Below are 17,114 nucleotides of genomic sequence, written 5' to 3' on the forward strand. Positions count from 1 at the left end.
GCTGTGTGGCGCTCCCGGTCCGGGCCTGCTGTGCGCGACACGGTACCCCCAACCAGCGCCTCTCAGCCGAGCAGGACCACCTCGACCTCGGTGCCGGGCTCCACGGACTCGGTGTCCTCGGGGACGACGATCAGCGCGTCGGCGTGGGCGAGGGCCGCGACCAGGTGGGATCCGGCGCCGCCGACCGGGGTCACCCGTCCGTCGTCGTACGTGCCGCGCAGGAACTGGCGGCGGCCCTTCGGGGAGGTCAGCGCCTTGTCCGCGGTCAGGGTCGCCCGGGTCGTCGGCCGGTGGACGTCCTCAAGGCCCATGAGGGCGCGGATCGCGGGGCGGACGAACAGTTCGAAGGAGACGTACGACGACACCGGGTTGCCGGGCAGGGCCAGCAGCGGCGTGTGGTCGGGGCCGATGGAGCCGAAGCCCTGGGGCTTGCCGGGCTGCATGGCGAGCTTGCGGAACTCGATGCCGCTGCCCGCCTCGTCCTCGTCGGCGACGTGGGACAGGGCCTCCTTGACGACGTCGTAGGCCCCGACGCTCACGCCGCCCGTGGTGACCATCAGGTCGGCGCGGACCAGCTGGTCCTCGATGGTGGAGCGCAGGGTCTCGGCGTCGTCGGCGACGGCGCCCACACGGTAGGCGATGGCTCCCGCGTCGCGGGCGGCGGCGGTGAGGGCGAAGCTGTTGGAGTCGTAGATCTGACCGGTGCCCAGTTCCGCGTCGGGCTGGACGAGTTCGCTGCCGGTGGAGAGCACCACCACGCGCGGGCGCGGGTGTACGCGGACGGTGCCGCGGCCGATCGCGGCGAGCAGGGCGATCTGGGGCGGGCCGAGGATCGTGCCGGCCTCCAGGGCGCGGTCGCCGGCCTTCACGTCGCTGCCCGTGGCACGCACGTGCGCACGGGCCTCGGCCGGGCGGTACACGTGCACGTGTCCTGTGGCGCCCTCGGGGCCGAGGCTGCGGGCGCGCATCCCGGCCACCGGGCCCTCGCCGAGCCCGCCGTCGGTCCACTCGACGGGCACAACCGTCTCGGCGCCGGGCGGCAGCGGGGCGCCGGTCATGATGCGGGCGGCCTGGCCGGGGCCCACGTGGAGCAGCTCGGCCTGGCCGGCGGCGACGTCCCCGACGACCTCCAGGGCCGCCGGGAACTCCTCGCTCGCGCCCGCGACGTCCGCGACCCGCACCGCGTAGCCGTCCATCGAGCTGTTGTCGAAGGGCGGCAGGGACACCGGCACCGTGATGTCCTCGACGAGGACGCAGCCCTGGGCGTCGAGCAGGTGCAGCTCGATGGGTTCCAGGGGGCGGACGGTGGCGAGGATGTCCTCCAGGTGCTCCTCCACCGACCAGAGGTGGTCGGGTCCCGAGTGGTCCTGGCCGGTGACGCGGGGCGCGGCGCTGCTCAACGTGCTACATCTCCTCGGCTACGTAACTGCGAAGCCAGGTCCGGAAGTCCGGGCCCAGGTCTTCACGTTCGCACGCGAGCCGGACAATGGCACGCAGGTAGTCGCCGCGGTCGCCGGTGTCATAGCGGCGGCCCTTGAAGACGACGCCGTGCACCGGGCCGCCGATCTTCTCGTCTTCGGCGAGCTGCTGGAGGGCGTCCGTGAGCTGGATCTCGCCGCCGCGGCCCGGCTCGGTCCGGCGCAGTATGTCGAAGATGTGCGGGTCGAGGACGTAGCGGCCGATGATCGCGTAGTTGGACGGGGCGTCGGCCGGGTCGGGCTTCTCGACGAGGCCGCTGACCTGGACGACGTCGCTGTCCTCGGTGCTCTCGACGGCCGCGCAGCCGTAGAGGTGGATCTGCTCCGGGGCGACCTCCATGAGCGCGATGACGCTGCCGCCGCGCTGCTCCTGGACCTCGACCATGCGCTGGAGCAGGGGGTCGCGGGGGTCGATCAGGTCGTCGCCGAGGAGGACGGCGAAGGGCTCGTCACCCACGTGCGGGGCGGCGCACAGGACGGCGTGACCGAGGCCCTTGGGGTCGCCCTGGCGGACGTAGTGCATGGTCGCGAGGTCGCTCGACTCCTGCACCTTGGCGAGGCGGCCGGCGTCGCCCTTCTTCTGAAGCGCCGACTCCAGCTCGTAGTTGCGGTCGAAGTGGTCCTCGAGGGGGCGCTTGTTGCGGCCCGTCACCATGAGGACGTCGTCGAGACCCGCGGCGACGGCCTCCTCGACCACGTACTGGATCGCGGGCTTGTCGACGACCGGCAGCATCTCCTTGGGAGTGGCCTTGGTGGCCGGCAGGAACCGGGTACCGAGGCCTGCTGCTGGAATGACAGCCTTGCTGATCCGAGGGTGCGACTGAGTCATGCCCGCCACCATATCCGGTGCCTTTGCGCGGAATCCGCGACTCCGGTTCATAGGCGCTCATATGAGCGTATTGCGACGGTACGGGAGCAACCTTTGAGTCACATCGGACGTCCGGGCGAGCCTGACAAGCGGAGTTTGCGGCGCGAGCTCCTCGCGGTGAGGAACAGGTTGACGGCGGATGACCTGCGGGAAACCTCGGTCGCGCTGGCCGGGCGGGCGCTGGAGCTGCCCGAGTTGGCGCGGGCCGGCACGGTGGCCGCGTACGTCTCCGTGGGGAGTGAGCCGGGTACGCGCGCGCTCCTTGACGCGCTGCGCGCCCGGGGCGTACGCGTCCTGCTTCCGGCCCTGCTGCCCGACAACGACCTCGACTGGGGCGTCTACGAGGGCGAGGGCTCGCTGGCGCGCGTCCAACACGGCGGCAGGATGGCCCTCTTCGAGCCCGCGGGCGAGCGCCTCGGCCCGGACGCCGTGACCACCGCCGACGCCGTGCTGCTGCCGGGTCTGGCGGTCGACACGCGCGGAATGCGGCTGGGGCGCGGCGGAGGCTCGTACGACCGTGTGCTGGCGCGGCTGGAGCGGGCGGGTGCGCGTCCCGCGCTGGTGGTGCTGTTGTACGACTCGGAGGTGGTCGAGCACGTCCCGGAGGAGCCCCACGACCGGCCGGTGCAGGCGGTGGTGACGCCGTCGGGGGTGCGGCGGTTCCGGCAGGAGCCCTGATGCGAAACGGCCCTCCACGCGTGCGTGGAGGGCCGTTCGGTTTCCGGTGTCAGCGGCTCACGGCTTGAGCACCAGCTTGTCGGTCGTGCCGTCCTCGACCGCCCGGTCCGAGAAGGACCACGGGAGCAGTTCGCCGTCGGCCCACTTGTCCGTCTGGTCGACGTAGTGGGCGCTGTAGGCGTGTCCGGAGGCGCCGCTGAGGTTGATCCAGCGGGACTTGTCGAGGTCGCCGAGGTTCACGACCATCCGCATGGACGGCACCCACACCACGCCGTAGCCGCCGGCCGCGTTCCAGCCGGTCGCGTTGACGGTGGCCTCGCCGCCGCTGAGCTCCCAGGGGCCACGGTTGAGGGCGTACTGGAGGAAACCTGGGCCCTCGGTGCCGAGGGTCTGGTTCTTCAGGAACAGGCGGTGCAGCCGTCCCCAGGTCCAGGTGTCGATGTCCTTGCCGAGCTTGGCGGTCAGCTCCCAGCGGGCGTCGACCATGGCGCGCCTGAACAGCTGGTCGCGGTTGACGGCGCCGTCGCGGGTGCCCACCTCGGGCGTCTTCCACCAGTCGCTGTCCGGCTGGTCCATCAGCTTGCGGACCACCTCGAACCAGCGGTCGCCGCCGTTGGGCTGCGCCTGGTCCGGGTCACGCTCGCCGCACTCGCGCACCTTCTCCGCCTCGTCGGCGGGCCCGGTGGTGTTGACCGGCTCCACCCACAGGCACTGGCCCTTGACCCGCAGTTCCTTGGGCAGCTTGTTGCCGAAGGCGAGCTTGAGGATGTTGCGCCAGACCGCGTTGAAGTAGGCGGCGGCCGCCGAGTCGGTGTCCTGGGTGTAGTCCCAGCCCTCCAGCAGCTTCTGCGCCTCGCGGACGTCCTTGTTCTCGGGGTCGATCTTGAGCAGCGTGGGCACCAGCAGCCGGGCGATCTCGCTGCTGTTGTCCAACTGCATCTGGCGCATGTCGTCGGTGGAGATCTTGCCGCCGCCCTTGATCTTCGACTGGATCAGGTCGGTGATCCGCTGGCTGCGCGTGCCGTAGCCCCAGTCCTTGGTGAGGGTGTAGGGGTACTTGTCCGGGTCGATCACGGCCTGGTTGGCGGTGACGATGTAGCCCCGCTTCGGGTCGTACTCGTACGGCAGCGCGTCCTGCTCGATGTAGCCGGTCCAGCGGTACTCGGGGTCCCAGCCGGGCGCCGGGACGGAGCCGTCGTGGTCCCGGGAGCGCTTGGGGATCCTGCCCGGCAGGGTGTAGCCGATGTTGTTCTCGGTGTCCGCGTAGATCAGGTTCTGCGAGGGCACGTCGAACAGCGCGGCGGCCCTGCGGAAGTCGGTCCAGTTCTTCGCCCTGTCCATGGCGAAGACGGCGTCCATGCTGGTGCCCGGCTGAAGCGCGGTCCAGCGCAGTGCGACGCCGTAGCCGTCGCCTCTGTCGGGTGCGGCGGTGTCGACGGCGGCCTTCCTGCCGACCTTCACGAGCTCCTTGGCACGGTCGGACAGCAGGGGGCCGTTGTTGGTCCCGCGGACGACGATCTTCCTGGGCGAGCCGCCGGCGACCTTGATGGTCTCCTCGCGCCTCTCGAAGGGCTTGACCTTGCCGTCGTACAGGTAGCCGTCGCCGGTGATCTTCTCCAGGTAGAGGTCCGTGACGTCGACGCCGGAATTGGTCATGCCCCAGGCGATGTCCTGGTTGTGACCGATTATCACGCCGGGCATGCCGGCGAAGGTGTAGCCGCTGACGTCGTACTGGCACGCGCTGGAGACGCTGCGGCAGTGCAGGCCCATCTGGTACCAGACGGACGGCAACGAGGGCGACAGGTGCGGGTCGTTGGCCAGCAGCGGCTTGCCGGTGATGGTGTGCTGCCCGCCGACGACCCAGGAGTTGGAGCCGATGCCGTCACCGTTCACGCCGACGGCCGGCGGGAGGTCGCTCAGGGCATCGCTGAGGCCGGTGAGCTGGCTGTCCAGGCCCGAGGTACCGGAGGCCGTGCCCGCGGTGCCGGAGGCCGTGCCCGCGGAACCCGCTGTGCCGGCCGCGGTGCCGCCGGTCCCGCCGGTGCCCGTGCCGCCGGTGCCGCTCGTGCCGCCCTGTTCGAACGCGCCCGTCAGCTCGTCGTACTGGCCCTCCTGGACGATCGCCTTGTTCCGGCTGTACGGGTACTGCGGGTACAGCTCGGCGATCTGCTTCGGGCCGAGGCGGCTGGTCAGCAGGGCGCGGTCGATCTCGTTCTTCATGTTGCTGCGCAGGTCCCAGGCCATCGCCTTCAGCCAGGAGACCGAGTCGACCGGGGTCCACTTCTGCGGCTTGTAGTCGTTGGTGAACCCGAGCGCCGCGTACTCCAGGGAGATGTCCTTGCCGTCCTTGCCCTGGAGGTAGGCGTTGACCCCCTCGGCGTAGGCCTGGAGGTACTTCTTCGTGGAGGCCGACAGCTTGGTGTCGTACTCCTGCTTGGCGACCCGCTCCCAGCCGAGCGTGCGCAGGAACTCGTCGTTGTCGACCTGGCTCTTGCCGAACATCTCCGACAGCCGGCCGGCGGCCATGTGACGGCGTACGTCCATCTCGTAGAACCGGTCCTGCGCCTGGACGTAGCCCTGCGCCATGAACAGGTCCGCGTCGGAGGAGGCGTAGATCTGCGGGATGCCGTAGTCGTCGCGTTTGACCTCGACGGGTCCCGAGAGGCCCTTGAGCGTGAGGGTGCCCTTGGTCTGCGGGAACGAGGCGCGGACGGTGCTGATGGACCAGTACGCCCCGAAGGCGACGCCTCCGATCAGTGCCAGCACCAGGACGAGCACGATCAGACGTGCTTTGCGCCCCTTTCTCCTGCCGGACTTGCCGGGCTGCTGACCCGTGGAGGCGGTGGTGTCGGTGGGCATCGCTGTCCTTGCTGTCCTAAGTCGAGCGGCAGGTTCGGCTGTGCTTTTAACTGAGCGCTGGAGCAACGATAGGCGCAGGGCCTCACGCCCCTTGACGCGGAGTCGGGAACCGGCACGGATGAATGTTCGATCTCACCCTCGGAAGCGTCAAGAAATCGTCAAGAGTTAGGTAAGGTAACGAAGTAGTTGGCGCGATGCGCCACAGCGTCATGTGCGATGTACGTGAGCCCACGCGCGTGCGCGTGCGGGCCAGGGAAGGATTCGGCCGCTGACTGTTCACCACCTCAACCAGCTCCTGCTCGTCTGCTCGCTCGTCCTGCTCGTCGCCGTCGCAGCGGTACGGATCTCCTCGCGCAGCGGGCTCCCCAGCCTGCTCGTCTATCTGGGGATAGGCGTCGCCATGGGCCAGGACGGCATCGGCGACATCCACTTCGACAACGCCGAACTGACCCAGGTCATCGGATACGCGGCCCTGGTCGTGATCCTGGCCGAAGGTGGACTGGGCACGAAGTGGAAGGAGATCAAGCCGGCCCTGCCGGCCGCCACGGCGCTGGCGCTGGCCGGTGTCGCGGTGAGCGTCGGGGTGACGGCGTCGGCCGCGCACTACCTGATCGACCTGGAGTGGCGGCAGGCGCTGATCATCGGGGCGGTCGTCTCCTCGACCGACGCGGCGGCCGTGTTCTCCGTGCTGCGGAAGATCCCCCTCCCCGCGCGCGTGACGGGCACGCTGGAGGCGGAGTCCGGCTTCAACGACGCCCCGGTGGTCATCCTCGTGGTCTCACTGTCCACGGCGGGGCCGGCCGAACACTGGTACGTGCTGCTCGGCGTGATCCTGCTGGAGCTGGCCATCGGTGCGGCCATCGGGCTCGCGGTGGGCTGGCTCGGCTCCTGGGGGCTGAGGCACGTGGCGCTGCCTGCCTCCGGCCTCTACCCGATCGCCGTCATGGCCATCGCCGTGGTGGCGTACGCGGCGGGCGCGCTGGCCCACGGCAGCGGCTTCCTCGCGGTGTATCTCGCCGCGATGGTGATGGGCAACGCGCGGCTGCCGCACTGGCCGGCCACGCGCGGCTTCGCCGACGGGCTCGGCTGGATGGCTCAGATCGGCATGTTCGTCCTGCTCGGCCTGCTGGTCACCCCGCACGAGCTGGGTGACGACATCGTGCCCGCGCTCGTCATCGGGCTGGTGCTGACCATGGTGGCGCGCCCGCTGAGCGTGGTGGTCTCCCTGTCGCCCTTCCGGGTCCCGTGGCAGGAACAGGCCCTCATGTCCTGGGCCGGGCTGCGCGGGGCGGTGCCCATCATCCTGGCGACCATCCCCATGGTGGAGGGCGTGGAGGCGAGCCGCCGGATCTTCAACATCGTCTTCATCCTGGTCGTCGTCTACACCCTGGTCCAGGGCCCGACCTTGCCGTGGCTGGCCCGCACGCTGCGCCTGGGCGACGGTTCGGAGGCCGCCGACCTCGGCATCGAGTCGGCCCCGCTGGAGCGACTGAGCGGGCATCTGCTGTCCGTGGCGATCCCCGAGGGGTCGAAGATGCACGGGGTGGAGGTCAACGAACTGCGGCTGCCGCCCGGCGCCGCCGTGACGCTCGTCGTACGCGCCTCGGAGTCGTTCGTGCCGCTTCCTACGACGGTGCTGCAACGCGGGGACGAGCTCCTCGTCGTGGCCACGGACCCGGTGCGGGACGCGACGGAGCGGCGGCTGCGCGCGGTGGGCCGCGGCGGCAAGCTGGCCGGATGGCTGGGGACGGACGAGGCGAGTCGTTAAGGGCGGTTTCGCGTCGTTCATGCCCCCGATTTCGCAGGTGGACACACCCGCAGTGCTCTTTTTCACAGGCAGGCCCACTCACGGGCCTGTACGATAAAGGCGTTACCCAAGATCGAACCAACTCTGCCTGACGCAGAGCTGGCGCGACCGTATGGCGGTCGGGTCACCCCTCCTCACCGGGCCCCGGCATCTACCGCAGTTCCGCGCAAGAGGACAGCTCTCGGCGCCGCCCGCTGACGGGCCCGCGCTACCAGGCGGCAGAAAGGCACGGGCCGTGGCGTCCACGGTCACCTCGAAGAAGTCGAAGAACTCGACGGCTTCCGCCCGCCCGGGATACGGCCGGCTGCTGCGCACCCGCGGCGCCTGGACGTTCCTGCTCCCCGGCTTCGCGGCGCGCCAGCCGTTCGCGATGCTGACGATCTCCATCGTGCTGCTGGTGCAGCACACCACCGGCTCCTACGGAGCGGCGGGCGCCGCCGCGGCCGTCACCGGTGTCTCCATGGCGCTGTTCGCTCCCTACAGCGGCCGCCTCGCCGACCGCTACGGGCAGCGTGCCGTGCTGGTCCCCGGCGTCCTGCTGCACACCCTGTCCGGGCTGACGCTGACGGCTCTGGCGCTCATGGACGCGCCCTTGTGGGCGCTGTTCGTGGCGGCCGTCCCGACCGGCGCCTCGGTGCCGCAGGTCGGTCCCATGGTGCGGGCCCGCTGGGGCGTGAAGCTCAAGGACTCGCCGCTGCTGACCACCGCGGCGGCCTTCGAGTCCGTCACGGACGAACTGACCTTCGTCGTCGGCCCGCTGCTGGCCACCGCCCTGTGCACGGCCGTCGACCCGGCCGCCGGGCTGGTCACGGAGGCCTCGCTGACCCTGATCGGCGGTCTGCTGTTCGCCGCGCAGAAGAGCACCCAGCCCTCGGTCACAGGCCGCGGCCACGCGCGCGTGGAGCACGCTTCCGCGCTGCGGATCCCCGGAGTGCGCGTGCTGATCGTGACGTTCCTGGGCATCGGGTCCGTCTTCGGCGGTATGCAGGTCTCGCTGGCCGCGTTCACCGAGTCGATCGGCGAACCGGGCCTCAACGGCGTCCTCTACGGGATCTTCGCCGCGGGCAACATGATCTCCGGCCTCGCCTGCGGCGCGATCGCCTGGAAGGTGGCCCCGCAGCGGCGCCTCGTCGTCGGCTACACGGCGCTCGCGCTCACCGCGTCGGGCCTGTGGGCCGCCCACTCGGTGCCGGTCCTCGCCGGGCTCGGCCTGCTGGTCGGCATGTGCATCGCGCCCGCCCTGATCACCGGCTACACCCTGGTCGAGGGTCTGGTCCCGGCCGGTGCCCGCACCGAGGCCTTCACCTGGCTGACGGGCGCGGTGGCGCTCGGCCAGGCGGCCGCCGTCACGGTCGCCGGGCAACTGGAGGACCACTTCCGGGACGGCGCCGGTTTCCTGGTGCCGATGGGCGGCACCGTGCTCGCCCTGGCGACCCTCCTGGCCCTGCGTTCCCGGCTGTCGGGACGTGCCCAGGGCCGCACCGTCGCACGTGGCGTGGGTCACCGCGTGCCGGTGGCAGTGGACTGAACGGCCGGAATACGTCAAGATGGATCGTCGTTAGCACTCATCGAGTGAGAGTGCCAGGAGGAAGACAGTGCCCACCTACCAGTACCAGTGCACCGAGTGCGGCGAGGGCCTCGAGGCGGTGCAGAAGTTCACCGACGACGCCCTCACCGAGTGCCCCAGCTGCAAGGGCCGCCTGAAGAAGGTGTTCTCGGCGGTCGGCATTGTCTTCAAGGGCTCCGGCTTCTACCGGAACGACAGCCGCGGCTCCTCGTCGAGCAGCACCCCGGCGTCGAAGTCGTCGAGCACCTCCTCGTCGTCCTCCGACTCCGGCTCCAGCGCCGGCTCCGGTTCGAACTCGTCGTCCGGCACCGGCAGCTCGACCAGCAGCAGCACCACCGCCGCGTAAGGCCAGTTTCTTACGGGACCCTGTCGCCTTTCGGCGGTGGGGTCCTCGGCGTTTCCGCGTGCGGTTAGGGTGCGGGCATGGCGAACAAGGCGAACGTGGCGAACACGGGGGGCGCCGGGATCGGCGTCATCGGCGGCTCCGGGTTCTACTCCTTCCTCGACGACGTGACCGAGGTCCAGGTCGACACCCCGTACGGGCCGCCCAGCGACTCCCTCTTCCTCGGCGAGGTCGCCGGCCGGCGCGTGGCCTTCCTGCCCCGGCACGGACGGGGCCACCATCTGCCGCCGCACCGGATCAACTACCGGGCCAATCTGTGGGCGCTGCGGTCGGTCGGCGTGCGCCAGGTGCTCGCCCCGTGCGCAGTCGGCGGTCTGCGGCCCGAGTACGGGCCGGGCACGCTGCTGGTTCCGGACCAGCTGGTCGACCGGACCAAGTCCCGCGCCACCACGTACTTCGACGGGCTGCCGCTGCCCGACGGGACGGTGCCGAACGTGGTGCACGTGTCGCTGGCCGACCCCTACTGCCCCGCCGGGCGGGCCGTCGCGCTGAAGGCGGCGCGCGGGCGGGACTGGGAGCCGGTGGACGGGGGCACGCTGGTCGTCATCGAGGGGCCGCGCTTCTCGACCCGTGCCGAATCGTTGTGGCACCAGGCGCAGGGCTGGTCGGTGGTGGGCATGACCGGCCACCCCGAGGCGGTGCTCGCCCGCGAGCTGGAGCTCTGCTACACGTCCCTGACCCTGGTCACCGACCTCGACGCCGGTGCCGAGACCGGGGAGGGCGTCTCGCACGACGAGGTGCTGCGGGTGTTCGCGGCGAACGTGGACCGGCTGCGGGGCGTGCTGTTCGACGCGGTGGCGGGATTGCCGGGGGAGGACGAGCGGGGCTGTCTGTGTGTGAACGCGTTGGGTGGGATGGATCCGGGGTTCGCGTTGCCGTAGGCGGTGGGTGCCGGATGTGGGCGTTGGGGGTGGGCGTTGGGACGGGTGTTGGGGGCGGGTGTTGGGCGGAAGTTGCCGTTCGGGTGAGGGAGTTGTCCACAGGGCGGCGGTAGGTCCACAGGCCTGAGCGGGCCGTGGTGCGAAGCCTCATCGTGGGGAGCGCAAGCCGTTCGCTCGTCCCAGGTGGTGGTCCCCATGTCCCTCGCTCCGTCTTCCTCTTTCCTCACCCTGCCTTCTTGGTCTGTTGCCGCATGCCCGCCCGGGCCCGAGGTCCCTGCGGCGCGTGAGGTGCCGCGGTTCGACCCCGTACGGGTACGCGGCGGCCGAGTCGGCCGGCTGGTGCGGCACCGGCGGCGGGCCCTGGCCGTGGGCCTGGCGGTCACCGCTACCGCGCTGGTCGCGGCCGGACCGCGCGGCTCCGACGGTGCCCGTGGACATCCCGGGGCTCAGCCTCCCGCGCACGCGGCCCCGGTGTCCGGGGAGCAGCCCGTGCGGACGCGTCGTGCCCTTGGGGCGGTGACGGCCCCGGTCCGGATCGCCGACGCGGCCACCGTGCGGCTGCTGCGGCCCGGCGACCGGGTCGACGTCATCGCCGCCGAGGAGACGGTGTCGGGCGGCGATGCCCGGGTGGTCGCGCGCGGGGCCAGGGTGACCAAGGTGCCGGAACCGCTGGAGGGCGCGGGCGACGGAGGAGCACTGGTGATGCTGTCGGTGCCGCGTGCCACGGCCGCCCGGCTCGCCGGTGCGAGCGCCACCGCGCGGTTGGCGGTGACGCTGTGCTGAATCCTCTCCTCCCTTGAGGGAGGGGGTTTCTGACTCAGGCTGCTTCCTGGAGCAGCGCTCCAGGAGGTCTTGCGCCATCAGCACCAGCCGGGTTGAGACCAGCCCGGAGGAGCATCACGCGTGCGGAGTTCTTGTCCCGTGGGGTCACGGTTCCGCATGCGGTGCAGGTGTAGGTGCGGCAGGGGCTGGACCTGGGCGGGGACGACGAACGAGCAGTACCAATGCCCGGGGCTGTCCCGGTACACACGCACCGAGGACGGCCCAGCCGACAGTTCACGCGACCACACCACGGTCACGACGATGCCGCCCGCCAGGTGCGACCGGCCGTCCTTCGGCCTCGGTCAGCATCCTGTCGAGCTGCGTCACCGGCGTGAACGCCGGGCCGCCTCGCAAGAAGCACGTGAACCCGCCCCTCGTTCGAGGGCCCCAGGTGCTCCGTTCGGAGCAGCGTTGGCGTAGGTTGCGGAGCGTTTTGTTCCACAAGCTGCTGGTGCGAGGAGAGACCCCGAGGTGAGCGAGAAGAAGGAACCGAGCCTCTGGGAGGGCTTCAAGGCCTTCCTGATGCGAGGGAACGTCGTCGACCTGGCGGTGGCGGTGGTGATCGGTGCCGCCTTCACCAACATCGTCAATGCCGTGGTGAAGGGGATCATCAATCCCGTCGTCGGAGCCATCGGGACCAAGAACCTCGACCACTACAGCTCATGTCTGAGCTCGACGTGCGAGGGCGAGGAGGGCATCCGGATCCTGTGGGGTTCCGTCCTCGGCGCCACGCTGAGCTTCGTGATCACCGCGGCGGTCGTCTACTTCCTGATGGTCCTGCCCATGGCGAAGTACCTGGCCCGGCTGGAGGCCCGCCGCAAGGCGAAGGAGGGCGCACAGGAGGTCATCGAGGTGACCGAGCTGGAGGTGCTGAAGGAGATCCGGGACGCGCTGGTCGCACAGCGCGGCTCCGGACACGACCGGCAGTAGCGCCCCGGGCGGCCGCCCGGCCGGCTCAGAGGTGGTGGGGCGGCTTCTCGTCGAGGAAGCGCTTGAGGTCGGCCGCGCCACCGCCGGCGTCGGAGCGCTCACCCCAGCCTCGGTCGGTGTCGTCGGAGGACTGCTGGTCGAGCGGGTCGTCGAAGACCAGCGCGGGCTTCGGCGCGCGCGGCTCGGGATCGGGGGCGGTGCTCATGCGTCCAGGGTACGGTCGCGGAGAAATTCCCCGTGCCTTCTGTTGTGCTGGGACTCATGACGTCCAGCCCCACTCCCCCGCCCGTGCCCTCCGGCGCGCCCGGCGCCCGGAACTCCGACGCGTTGTGGAGCAGCGCGCAGCGACTCCGTCGTTGCTCCACCTCAGCGCGCCCGTGGACCCGGGAGCACCGAAATGCCCTGGAGCGTGCCCTGGCGGCCCGCTGGGCATCAAGTCGCCTGGTACTCCAGCTGTAGATGGTGATCTGGCTGCCGCCGGGGTCGGCTATTGCGCGGGGCGCCGCTGCGTGAATCTCAGGTTGTTGCCGTACGGGTCGATGACCTGCAACGTCGGTCCTCCTGGCGCGTCCGGATCGATTCCGGGACGGAGCGGAGCGTTGGGTCGGGCGAGCAATTCCTTGTGCAGCGCGGCCACGTCACGCACCGGGATCCAGACCGTGCTGTTGGGGCTGCCATCGCCGTGGTGCTCGGAGAGGTGCAGCACGGCTGATGATCGCGATACCTGCACATACAGTGGCAGCCCGGGCTCGAACCGGTGTTCCCAGTCCAGGGTGAAGCCCAGGTAGTCGAGGTAGAACGGCAGTGCCTGCGCGACGGACATGACGCGCAGGACCGGCACGCCCGGGCTGATGTCCGGCGCGTCAGGGCTCCCAGCCCTGCTCGCCAGGGCTGCGAGCACATTCCAGTCCTTGGTGCCGAGCTGGTGGGCGATCAGTTCGAGCGCGAGGCTGTGCGGAATCTCGATCCCTGCTGTGGCAAGGTTCTCGCGCAGGAGTCTGGCCAGCTTCTTGGCGTGGTCAGTGGTAGTAGACGTCATCGTGCCCGGCTTTCCACACGGCCCGTCCTGCCGATGCTCGCGTTGTCGGCTGGTGCCGCGTTCAGTGAGCCGAGGCGAGGGCGACCCACGGTGCATTCACCCAACCTCGAAAGGCGCGAGCGGCCGGCTGCACCAGGCCGCTGCCGATGCTATCGGTCGACCTGAGCGGCGCGCCACCACGGCGTCACCGCCGACAAGCGGCGAATCAGACATGACCATACGAAGGCTGTGCTGGGGCGGTTGACCAGCTCGTGGCAGCGATGACGTCGCGTGCGCTTCATGTACACCCACCAGCAGGCCACGCGCAGGGCCGCCCGGGAGGGTGGGTACGCCCGCAGAGCCTGGGTCTGGACAAGACTGGGCGCCATGACAGTTGACGCTCTGACGGATGTCTCCGGCCTGCGGGTGGGGCACGCGACACGCGCCGGTGACGGTTGGCTCACCGGCACCACGGTGGTGCTGGCCCCGGAGGGCGGGGCGGTGGCCGCCGTGGACGTGCGGGGCGGTGGCCCGGGCACCAAGGAGACGGACGCCCTCGACCCGCGCAACGTGGTGCGGAAGGTCGGGGCGATCGTGCTGACCGGCGGCAGCGCCTACGGGCTCGACGCGGCTTCGGGGGTGATGGCCTGGCTGGAGGAACAGGGGCGCGGGATCCGTGTCGGGGCGGACCCGGCGCATGTCGTGCCGGTGGTGCCCGCCGCCTGTGTCTTCGACCTGGGGCGGGGCGGCGACTTCCAGGCCCGGCCGGACGCGGCCACCGGCCGTGCGGCGGTCGAGGCGGCCGCGGCGAGCGAGCTCGGCGCACCGGTGCCCGAGGGATGTGTGGGCGCCGGCACGGGGGCGGTGGCCGGGGTGGTCAAGGGCGGCGTCGGCGGCGCGAGCACCGTGCTCGGCTCGGGGATCACGGTGGCCGCGCTGGTGGTGGCCAACGCGGCGGGGTCGGTGCTGGATCCGGAGACGGGGGTGCTGTACGGGGAGTTGTTCCAGGGGCGGGTGGAGTACCCGGAGGCGCGGGTGCACGAGGCCGCGCGCCGGCACCTCGCCGAGACGGCCGCGCGGAACGCGCCTCCGCCGCTCAACACCACGCTCGCGGTGGTCGCCACGGACGCGGGTCTGTCGAAGGCGCAGGCGCAGAAGCTGGCCGGTACGGCACACGACGGCATCGCCCGCGCGGTGCGGCCGGTGCACCTCCTCAACGACGGGGACACGGTGTTCGCGCTGGCGACCGGGGACCGCGCCCTGGACGCCGCGAACCCGCTCGCCCTCAACGAGATCCTCGCGGCCGGCGCGGACGTCGTGACCCGGGCGATCGTGCGGGCCGTGCGCGCTGCGGAGCCGGTCGACGGTCCGGGCGGGGCGTGGCCGTCGTACGGGCAGTTGTACGCGGGCCGCTGAGCGGACGGGCACCGCACAGCGACGCCGGACATTGTCCCGTCCCTGTAACGGTGATGTCGCTCATGGCGGTCGGACGCAACCCGACCGGCCGCCCGGCCCCTCTTCTCCCACGTACTGGAGCGGACCACGCACATCACTCGAACTGGGAGCAGCCCGTGACAACGCCGGACATTGCAGCGCGGCGCAAACTGGGGGCATGTGCCGCCCTGATGGTCGGCGCCCTGACGCTCACCGCCTGCGGTGGCAGCGCCAACGCCAAGGACGACGCCAAGGGTGGCGACGACTCGGCGAAGACGTCCGTCGCGAAGATCGCCATCTCGGCGAAGGACGGTTCGACCGACGCCTCCATCAACTCGACCGGCGTGAAGGTCAGCGACGGGAAGCTGACCGACGTGAAGATGACGGTGGCGGGCAGCGATCAGGCCGTACCGGGCTCGATCTCCTCCGACGGCAAGGCCTGGAAGCCGAAGGAGCAGCTGGAGCGCGGCACCAAGTACCAGATATCGGCGACCGCCAAGGACACGAAGGGCCGTACGGCGGCCGCGAACTCCATCTTCACGACGGTCACCACGGCGAACAGCTTCATCGGGACGTACACGCCGGACAACGGCACCACGGTCGGTGTGGGCATGCCGGTGTCGTTCAACTTCGACAAGGCCATCACGAACCGCAGGGACGTGCAGTCACACATCACGGTCACGTCCAGCAGCGGGCAGAAGGTCGTCGGGCACTGGTTCGGCTCGCAGCGGCTCGACTTCCGGCCCGAGGAGTACTGGAAGGCCGGCTCCAAGGTCACGATGAAGATCGACCTGGACGGGGTCGAGGGCACGAACGGCGTCTACGGCGTGCAGAAGAAGACGGTCACCTTCACCGTCGGGCGCTCGCAGGTCTCCACGGTCGACGTCAACACGCAGACCATGACGGTCGTGCGGGACGGCAAGACCGTCAAGACGATCCCGATCTCGGCGGGCAGCCCGCAGCACACCACGTACAACGGGCAGATGGTGATCTCCGAGAAGTTCGTGCAGACCCGGATGAACAGCCGGACGGTCGGGCTCGGCGGTGAGTACGACATCCCGGACGTGCCGCACGCGATGCGCCTGACGACGTCCGGCACGTTCATCCACGGCAACTACTGGTACAACAAGGGCAATCCCCCCTTCGGCCGCCAGGGCACCAGCCACGGCTGCGTCGGCCTGGCGGACGTCCAGGGCGCCGGGGGCAGCACGCCCGCCAAGTGGTTCTACGACAACTCGCTCATCGGGGACGTGGTGGTCGTCAAGAACTCCCCCGACAAGACGGTGGCGCCGGACAACGGGCTCAACGGCTGGAACATGGCGTGGAGCCAGTGGGTCGCGGGCAGCGCCTCGTAAAGCGGATGAACGGCCTCCCCGTCTGGGGCCTTTGACGGACCGACCGGGCCACGCGGGAACTTTTCGCGCGGCCCGCGCGTTTTCCTGGACGTACGTTTTCTCGGTTCCCGGACATGATGTCCGACCGAGGGGCTACCGTATGCACCCACAAGGTGACATGCAGCAACGCCGGGAGAAACCTTGAGCGTTCCGTACGAGACGGCAGCGTACGAACCCCACGACTCGCCCGAGTCTCCGGAGGAGCACCTCGCGCGACTCCTCGGCCGCGCCCTGAACTCCTTCGAGCTGCCGGACGAGACGATAAGGCGGCTGGACTGCGCGCTGGCGCACGACGGTTCACTGCACTCCGCACACCACAGCGCGGGCCTGCACCGGGAGACGTACCGGCACACCTGGCTGCTCGCCGACGGTTCGGCGCTCACGCTCTGGGAGCTCGTCCACAACACGGCCCCGGGCAGCGAGCCACAGCACGAGGTGTACGTCGACGAGGAGGAACTGCGCGCCGCCACCTCGCGTCTGCCGCTGCCGCCGGACGCGCCTGACTTCGAACTGCCGGTGACGGTGCAGCTCTCCCCGGTCCCCGCGCCCCGGCACGCCTACGCAGGGGACAACTCGGCGGACCACGCGCGGCGTTTACTGCGCCGCGCGGAGAACGCGGACCGGCCGGGCGACGACACGGCGGCCCTGCTGGCCACGGCGTCCGGTCACCAGATCACCCAGGCCTTCGGCCGCCCGTGCCGCGCGGGCCGGGCAAGGCTGGGCTACTCACTCTACGAGCACGCGTTCCTGCTGCGCGACGGCGCGGAGGTCTCCCTCTGGGAGGTGGAGCACACGGCGACGCCGGACGGGCGGCACATGTGCGAGGTGTACGCCAGCGAGGACGCGGCACGCGAGGCGATGGAGCGGCGGGCGGCGCAGCTCTCCTGACCCCCCCCCGGCTGTCCTGCTTGAGTTCTAGCGATCGTCGCAACACCCCAGCTCAAGGGGTGCGATGTTCGAGATCCGCAAGACACG

Annotated in this window: 15 protein-coding genes and 2 pseudogenes; 10 read left to right on the plus strand and 7 right to left on the minus strand. The window is 70.5% G+C overall.

Annotated elements, in window-relative coordinates; translation table 11 throughout:
* Positions 1-62: 62 nt before the first annotated feature.
* Together glp and galU are read right to left on the minus strand one after the other, a co-directional pair.
* Positions 63-1,400: a molybdotransferase-like divisome protein Glp gene (glp, locus tag AOQ53_RS07235; protein WP_059415987.1), complete on the minus strand. Its 1,338-nt coding sequence runs from the start codon at positions 1,398-1,400 to the stop codon at positions 63-65.
* Between the two features lie 4 nt (positions 1,401-1,404).
* Positions 1,405-2,307: a UTP--glucose-1-phosphate uridylyltransferase GalU gene (gene galU, locus AOQ53_RS07240; protein ID WP_059416020.1), complete on the minus strand. Its 903-nt coding sequence runs from the start codon at positions 2,305-2,307 to the stop codon at positions 1,405-1,407.
* Positions 2,308-2,400: 93 nt separating this feature from the next.
* Between galU and AOQ53_RS07245 the strand changes: the two genes are divergently transcribed.
* Positions 2,401-3,024, plus strand: coding sequence for a 5-formyltetrahydrofolate cyclo-ligase (locus AOQ53_RS07245; protein ID WP_063888870.1), 624 nt, complete (start codon positions 2,401-2,403; stop codon positions 3,022-3,024).
* 57 nt (positions 3,025-3,081) lie between these two features.
* Here AOQ53_RS07245 and AOQ53_RS07250 read toward each other — a convergent pair whose 3' ends face one another.
* On the minus strand, positions 3,082-5,883 hold the full coding sequence (locus AOQ53_RS07250; RefSeq protein WP_059415989.1) for a penicillin acylase family protein: 2,802 nt from the start codon (positions 5,881-5,883) through the stop codon (positions 3,082-3,084).
* Between the two features lie 259 nt (positions 5,884-6,142).
* Between AOQ53_RS07250 and AOQ53_RS07255 the strand changes: the two genes are divergently transcribed.
* From AOQ53_RS07255 to AOQ53_RS07275, 5 genes are all read left to right on the plus strand, one after another.
* Positions 6,143-7,651, plus strand: a complete 1,509-nt coding sequence (locus AOQ53_RS07255) for a potassium/proton antiporter (RefSeq protein ID WP_059415991.1) — start codon at positions 6,143-6,145, stop codon at positions 7,649-7,651.
* Between the two features lie 274 nt (positions 7,652-7,925).
* Entirely contained in the window at positions 7,926-9,218 is a 1,293-nt protein-coding gene (locus tag AOQ53_RS07260; protein WP_059415993.1) for an MFS transporter, read from the plus strand.
* A 67-nt stretch (positions 9,219-9,285) separates the two neighbouring features.
* Positions 9,286-9,603 (plus strand): FmdB family zinc ribbon protein, encoded by a 318-nt coding sequence (locus AOQ53_RS07265; protein ID WP_059415995.1) that lies wholly within the window; start codon positions 9,286-9,288, stop codon positions 9,601-9,603.
* 77 nt (positions 9,604-9,680) lie between these two features.
* Positions 9,681-10,541 carry an S-methyl-5'-thioadenosine phosphorylase gene (locus AOQ53_RS07270; protein ID WP_059415997.1) on the plus strand — a complete coding sequence of 287 codons (861 nt, stop codon included), beginning with the start codon at positions 9,681-9,683 and terminating at the stop codon, positions 10,539-10,541.
* Between the two features lie 195 nt (positions 10,542-10,736).
* On the plus strand, positions 10,737-11,324 hold the full coding sequence (locus AOQ53_RS07275) for a hypothetical protein (RefSeq protein WP_408055141.1): 588 nt from the start codon (positions 10,737-10,739) through the stop codon (positions 11,322-11,324).
* 34 nt (positions 11,325-11,358) lie between these two features.
* Here AOQ53_RS07275 and AOQ53_RS48355 read toward each other — a convergent pair.
* Positions 11,359-11,502 (minus strand): annotated as a pseudogene (locus tag AOQ53_RS48355) (RNA-guided endonuclease TnpB family protein); the annotation flags it as partial.
* Positions 11,501-11,662 (minus strand): annotated as a pseudogene (locus AOQ53_RS48360) (RNA-guided endonuclease TnpB family protein); the annotation flags it as partial. The pseudogenes AOQ53_RS48355 and AOQ53_RS48360, both read right to left, overlap by 2 nt.
* A gap of 172 nt (positions 11,663-11,834) precedes the next feature.
* Between AOQ53_RS48360 and mscL the strand changes: the two are divergent.
* Positions 11,835-12,293 (plus strand): large conductance mechanosensitive channel protein MscL, encoded by a 459-nt coding sequence (gene mscL, locus AOQ53_RS07280; protein ID WP_059416001.1) that lies wholly within the window; start codon positions 11,835-11,837, stop codon positions 12,291-12,293.
* A 25-nt stretch (positions 12,294-12,318) separates the two neighbouring features.
* On the opposite strand, the gene AOQ53_RS07285 is transcribed toward mscL, so the two are convergent.
* Complete coding sequence (locus tag AOQ53_RS07285) at positions 12,319-12,498, minus strand: hypothetical protein (protein ID WP_010035397.1); 180 nt, start codon at positions 12,496-12,498, stop codon at positions 12,319-12,321.
* 282 nt (positions 12,499-12,780) lie between these two features.
* Positions 12,781-13,332: a glyoxalase superfamily protein gene (locus AOQ53_RS45855; RefSeq protein WP_059416003.1), complete on the minus strand. Its 552-nt coding sequence runs from the start codon at positions 13,330-13,332 to the stop codon at positions 12,781-12,783.
* 366 nt (positions 13,333-13,698) lie between these two features.
* Here AOQ53_RS45855 and AOQ53_RS07295 point away from each other — a divergent pair, with 366 nt between their 5' ends.
* The 3 genes from AOQ53_RS07295 (at position 13,699) to AOQ53_RS07305 (ending at position 17,027) form a co-directional block, all read left to right on the plus strand.
* Complete coding sequence (locus AOQ53_RS07295; protein ID WP_059416022.1) at positions 13,699-14,727, plus strand: P1 family peptidase; 1,029 nt, start codon at positions 13,699-13,701, stop codon at positions 14,725-14,727.
* 155 nt (positions 14,728-14,882) lie between these two features.
* Positions 14,883-16,100, plus strand: a complete 1,218-nt coding sequence (locus AOQ53_RS07300) for a L,D-transpeptidase (protein WP_174523242.1) — start codon at positions 14,883-14,885, stop codon at positions 16,098-16,100.
* A gap of 180 nt (positions 16,101-16,280) precedes the next feature.
* Positions 16,281-17,027, plus strand: coding sequence for a DUF6227 family protein (locus tag AOQ53_RS07305; RefSeq protein ID WP_059416007.1), 747 nt, complete (start codon positions 16,281-16,283; stop codon positions 17,025-17,027).
* Positions 17,028-17,114: the final 87 nt, after the last annotated feature.

This window comes from Streptomyces azureus (assembly GCF_001270025.1).
In the GTDB taxonomy this organism is placed as follows: domain Bacteria; phylum Actinomycetota; class Actinomycetes; order Streptomycetales; family Streptomycetaceae; genus Streptomyces; species Streptomyces azureus.

Bases quoted from the DNA above. Each gene is read 5' to 3' on its own strand.
- galU (WP_059416020.1), bottom strand. From the start codon at position 2,307: ATGACTCAGTCGCACCCTCGGATCAGCAAGGCTGTCATTCCAGCAGCA.
- AOQ53_RS07285 (WP_010035397.1), bottom strand. From the start codon at position 12,498: ATGAGCACCGCCCCCGATCCCGAGCCGCGCGCGCCGAAGCCCGCGCTG.
- AOQ53_RS07275 (WP_408055141.1), top strand. From the start codon at position 10,737: ATGTCCCTCGCTCCGTCTTCCTCTTTCCTCACCCTGCCTTCTTGGTCT.
- AOQ53_RS07295 (WP_059416022.1), top strand. From the start codon at position 13,699: ATGACAGTTGACGCTCTGACGGATGTCTCCGGCCTGCGGGTGGGGCAC.
- AOQ53_RS07270 (WP_059415997.1), top strand. From the start codon at position 9,681: ATGGCGAACAAGGCGAACGTGGCGAACACGGGGGGCGCCGGGATCGGC.
- AOQ53_RS07250 (WP_059415989.1), bottom strand. From the start codon at position 5,883: ATGCCCACCGACACCACCGCCTCCACGGGTCAGCAGCCCGGCAAGTCC.
- AOQ53_RS45855 (WP_059416003.1), bottom strand. From the start codon at position 13,332: ATGACGTCTACTACCACTGACCACGCCAAGAAGCTGGCCAGACTCCTG.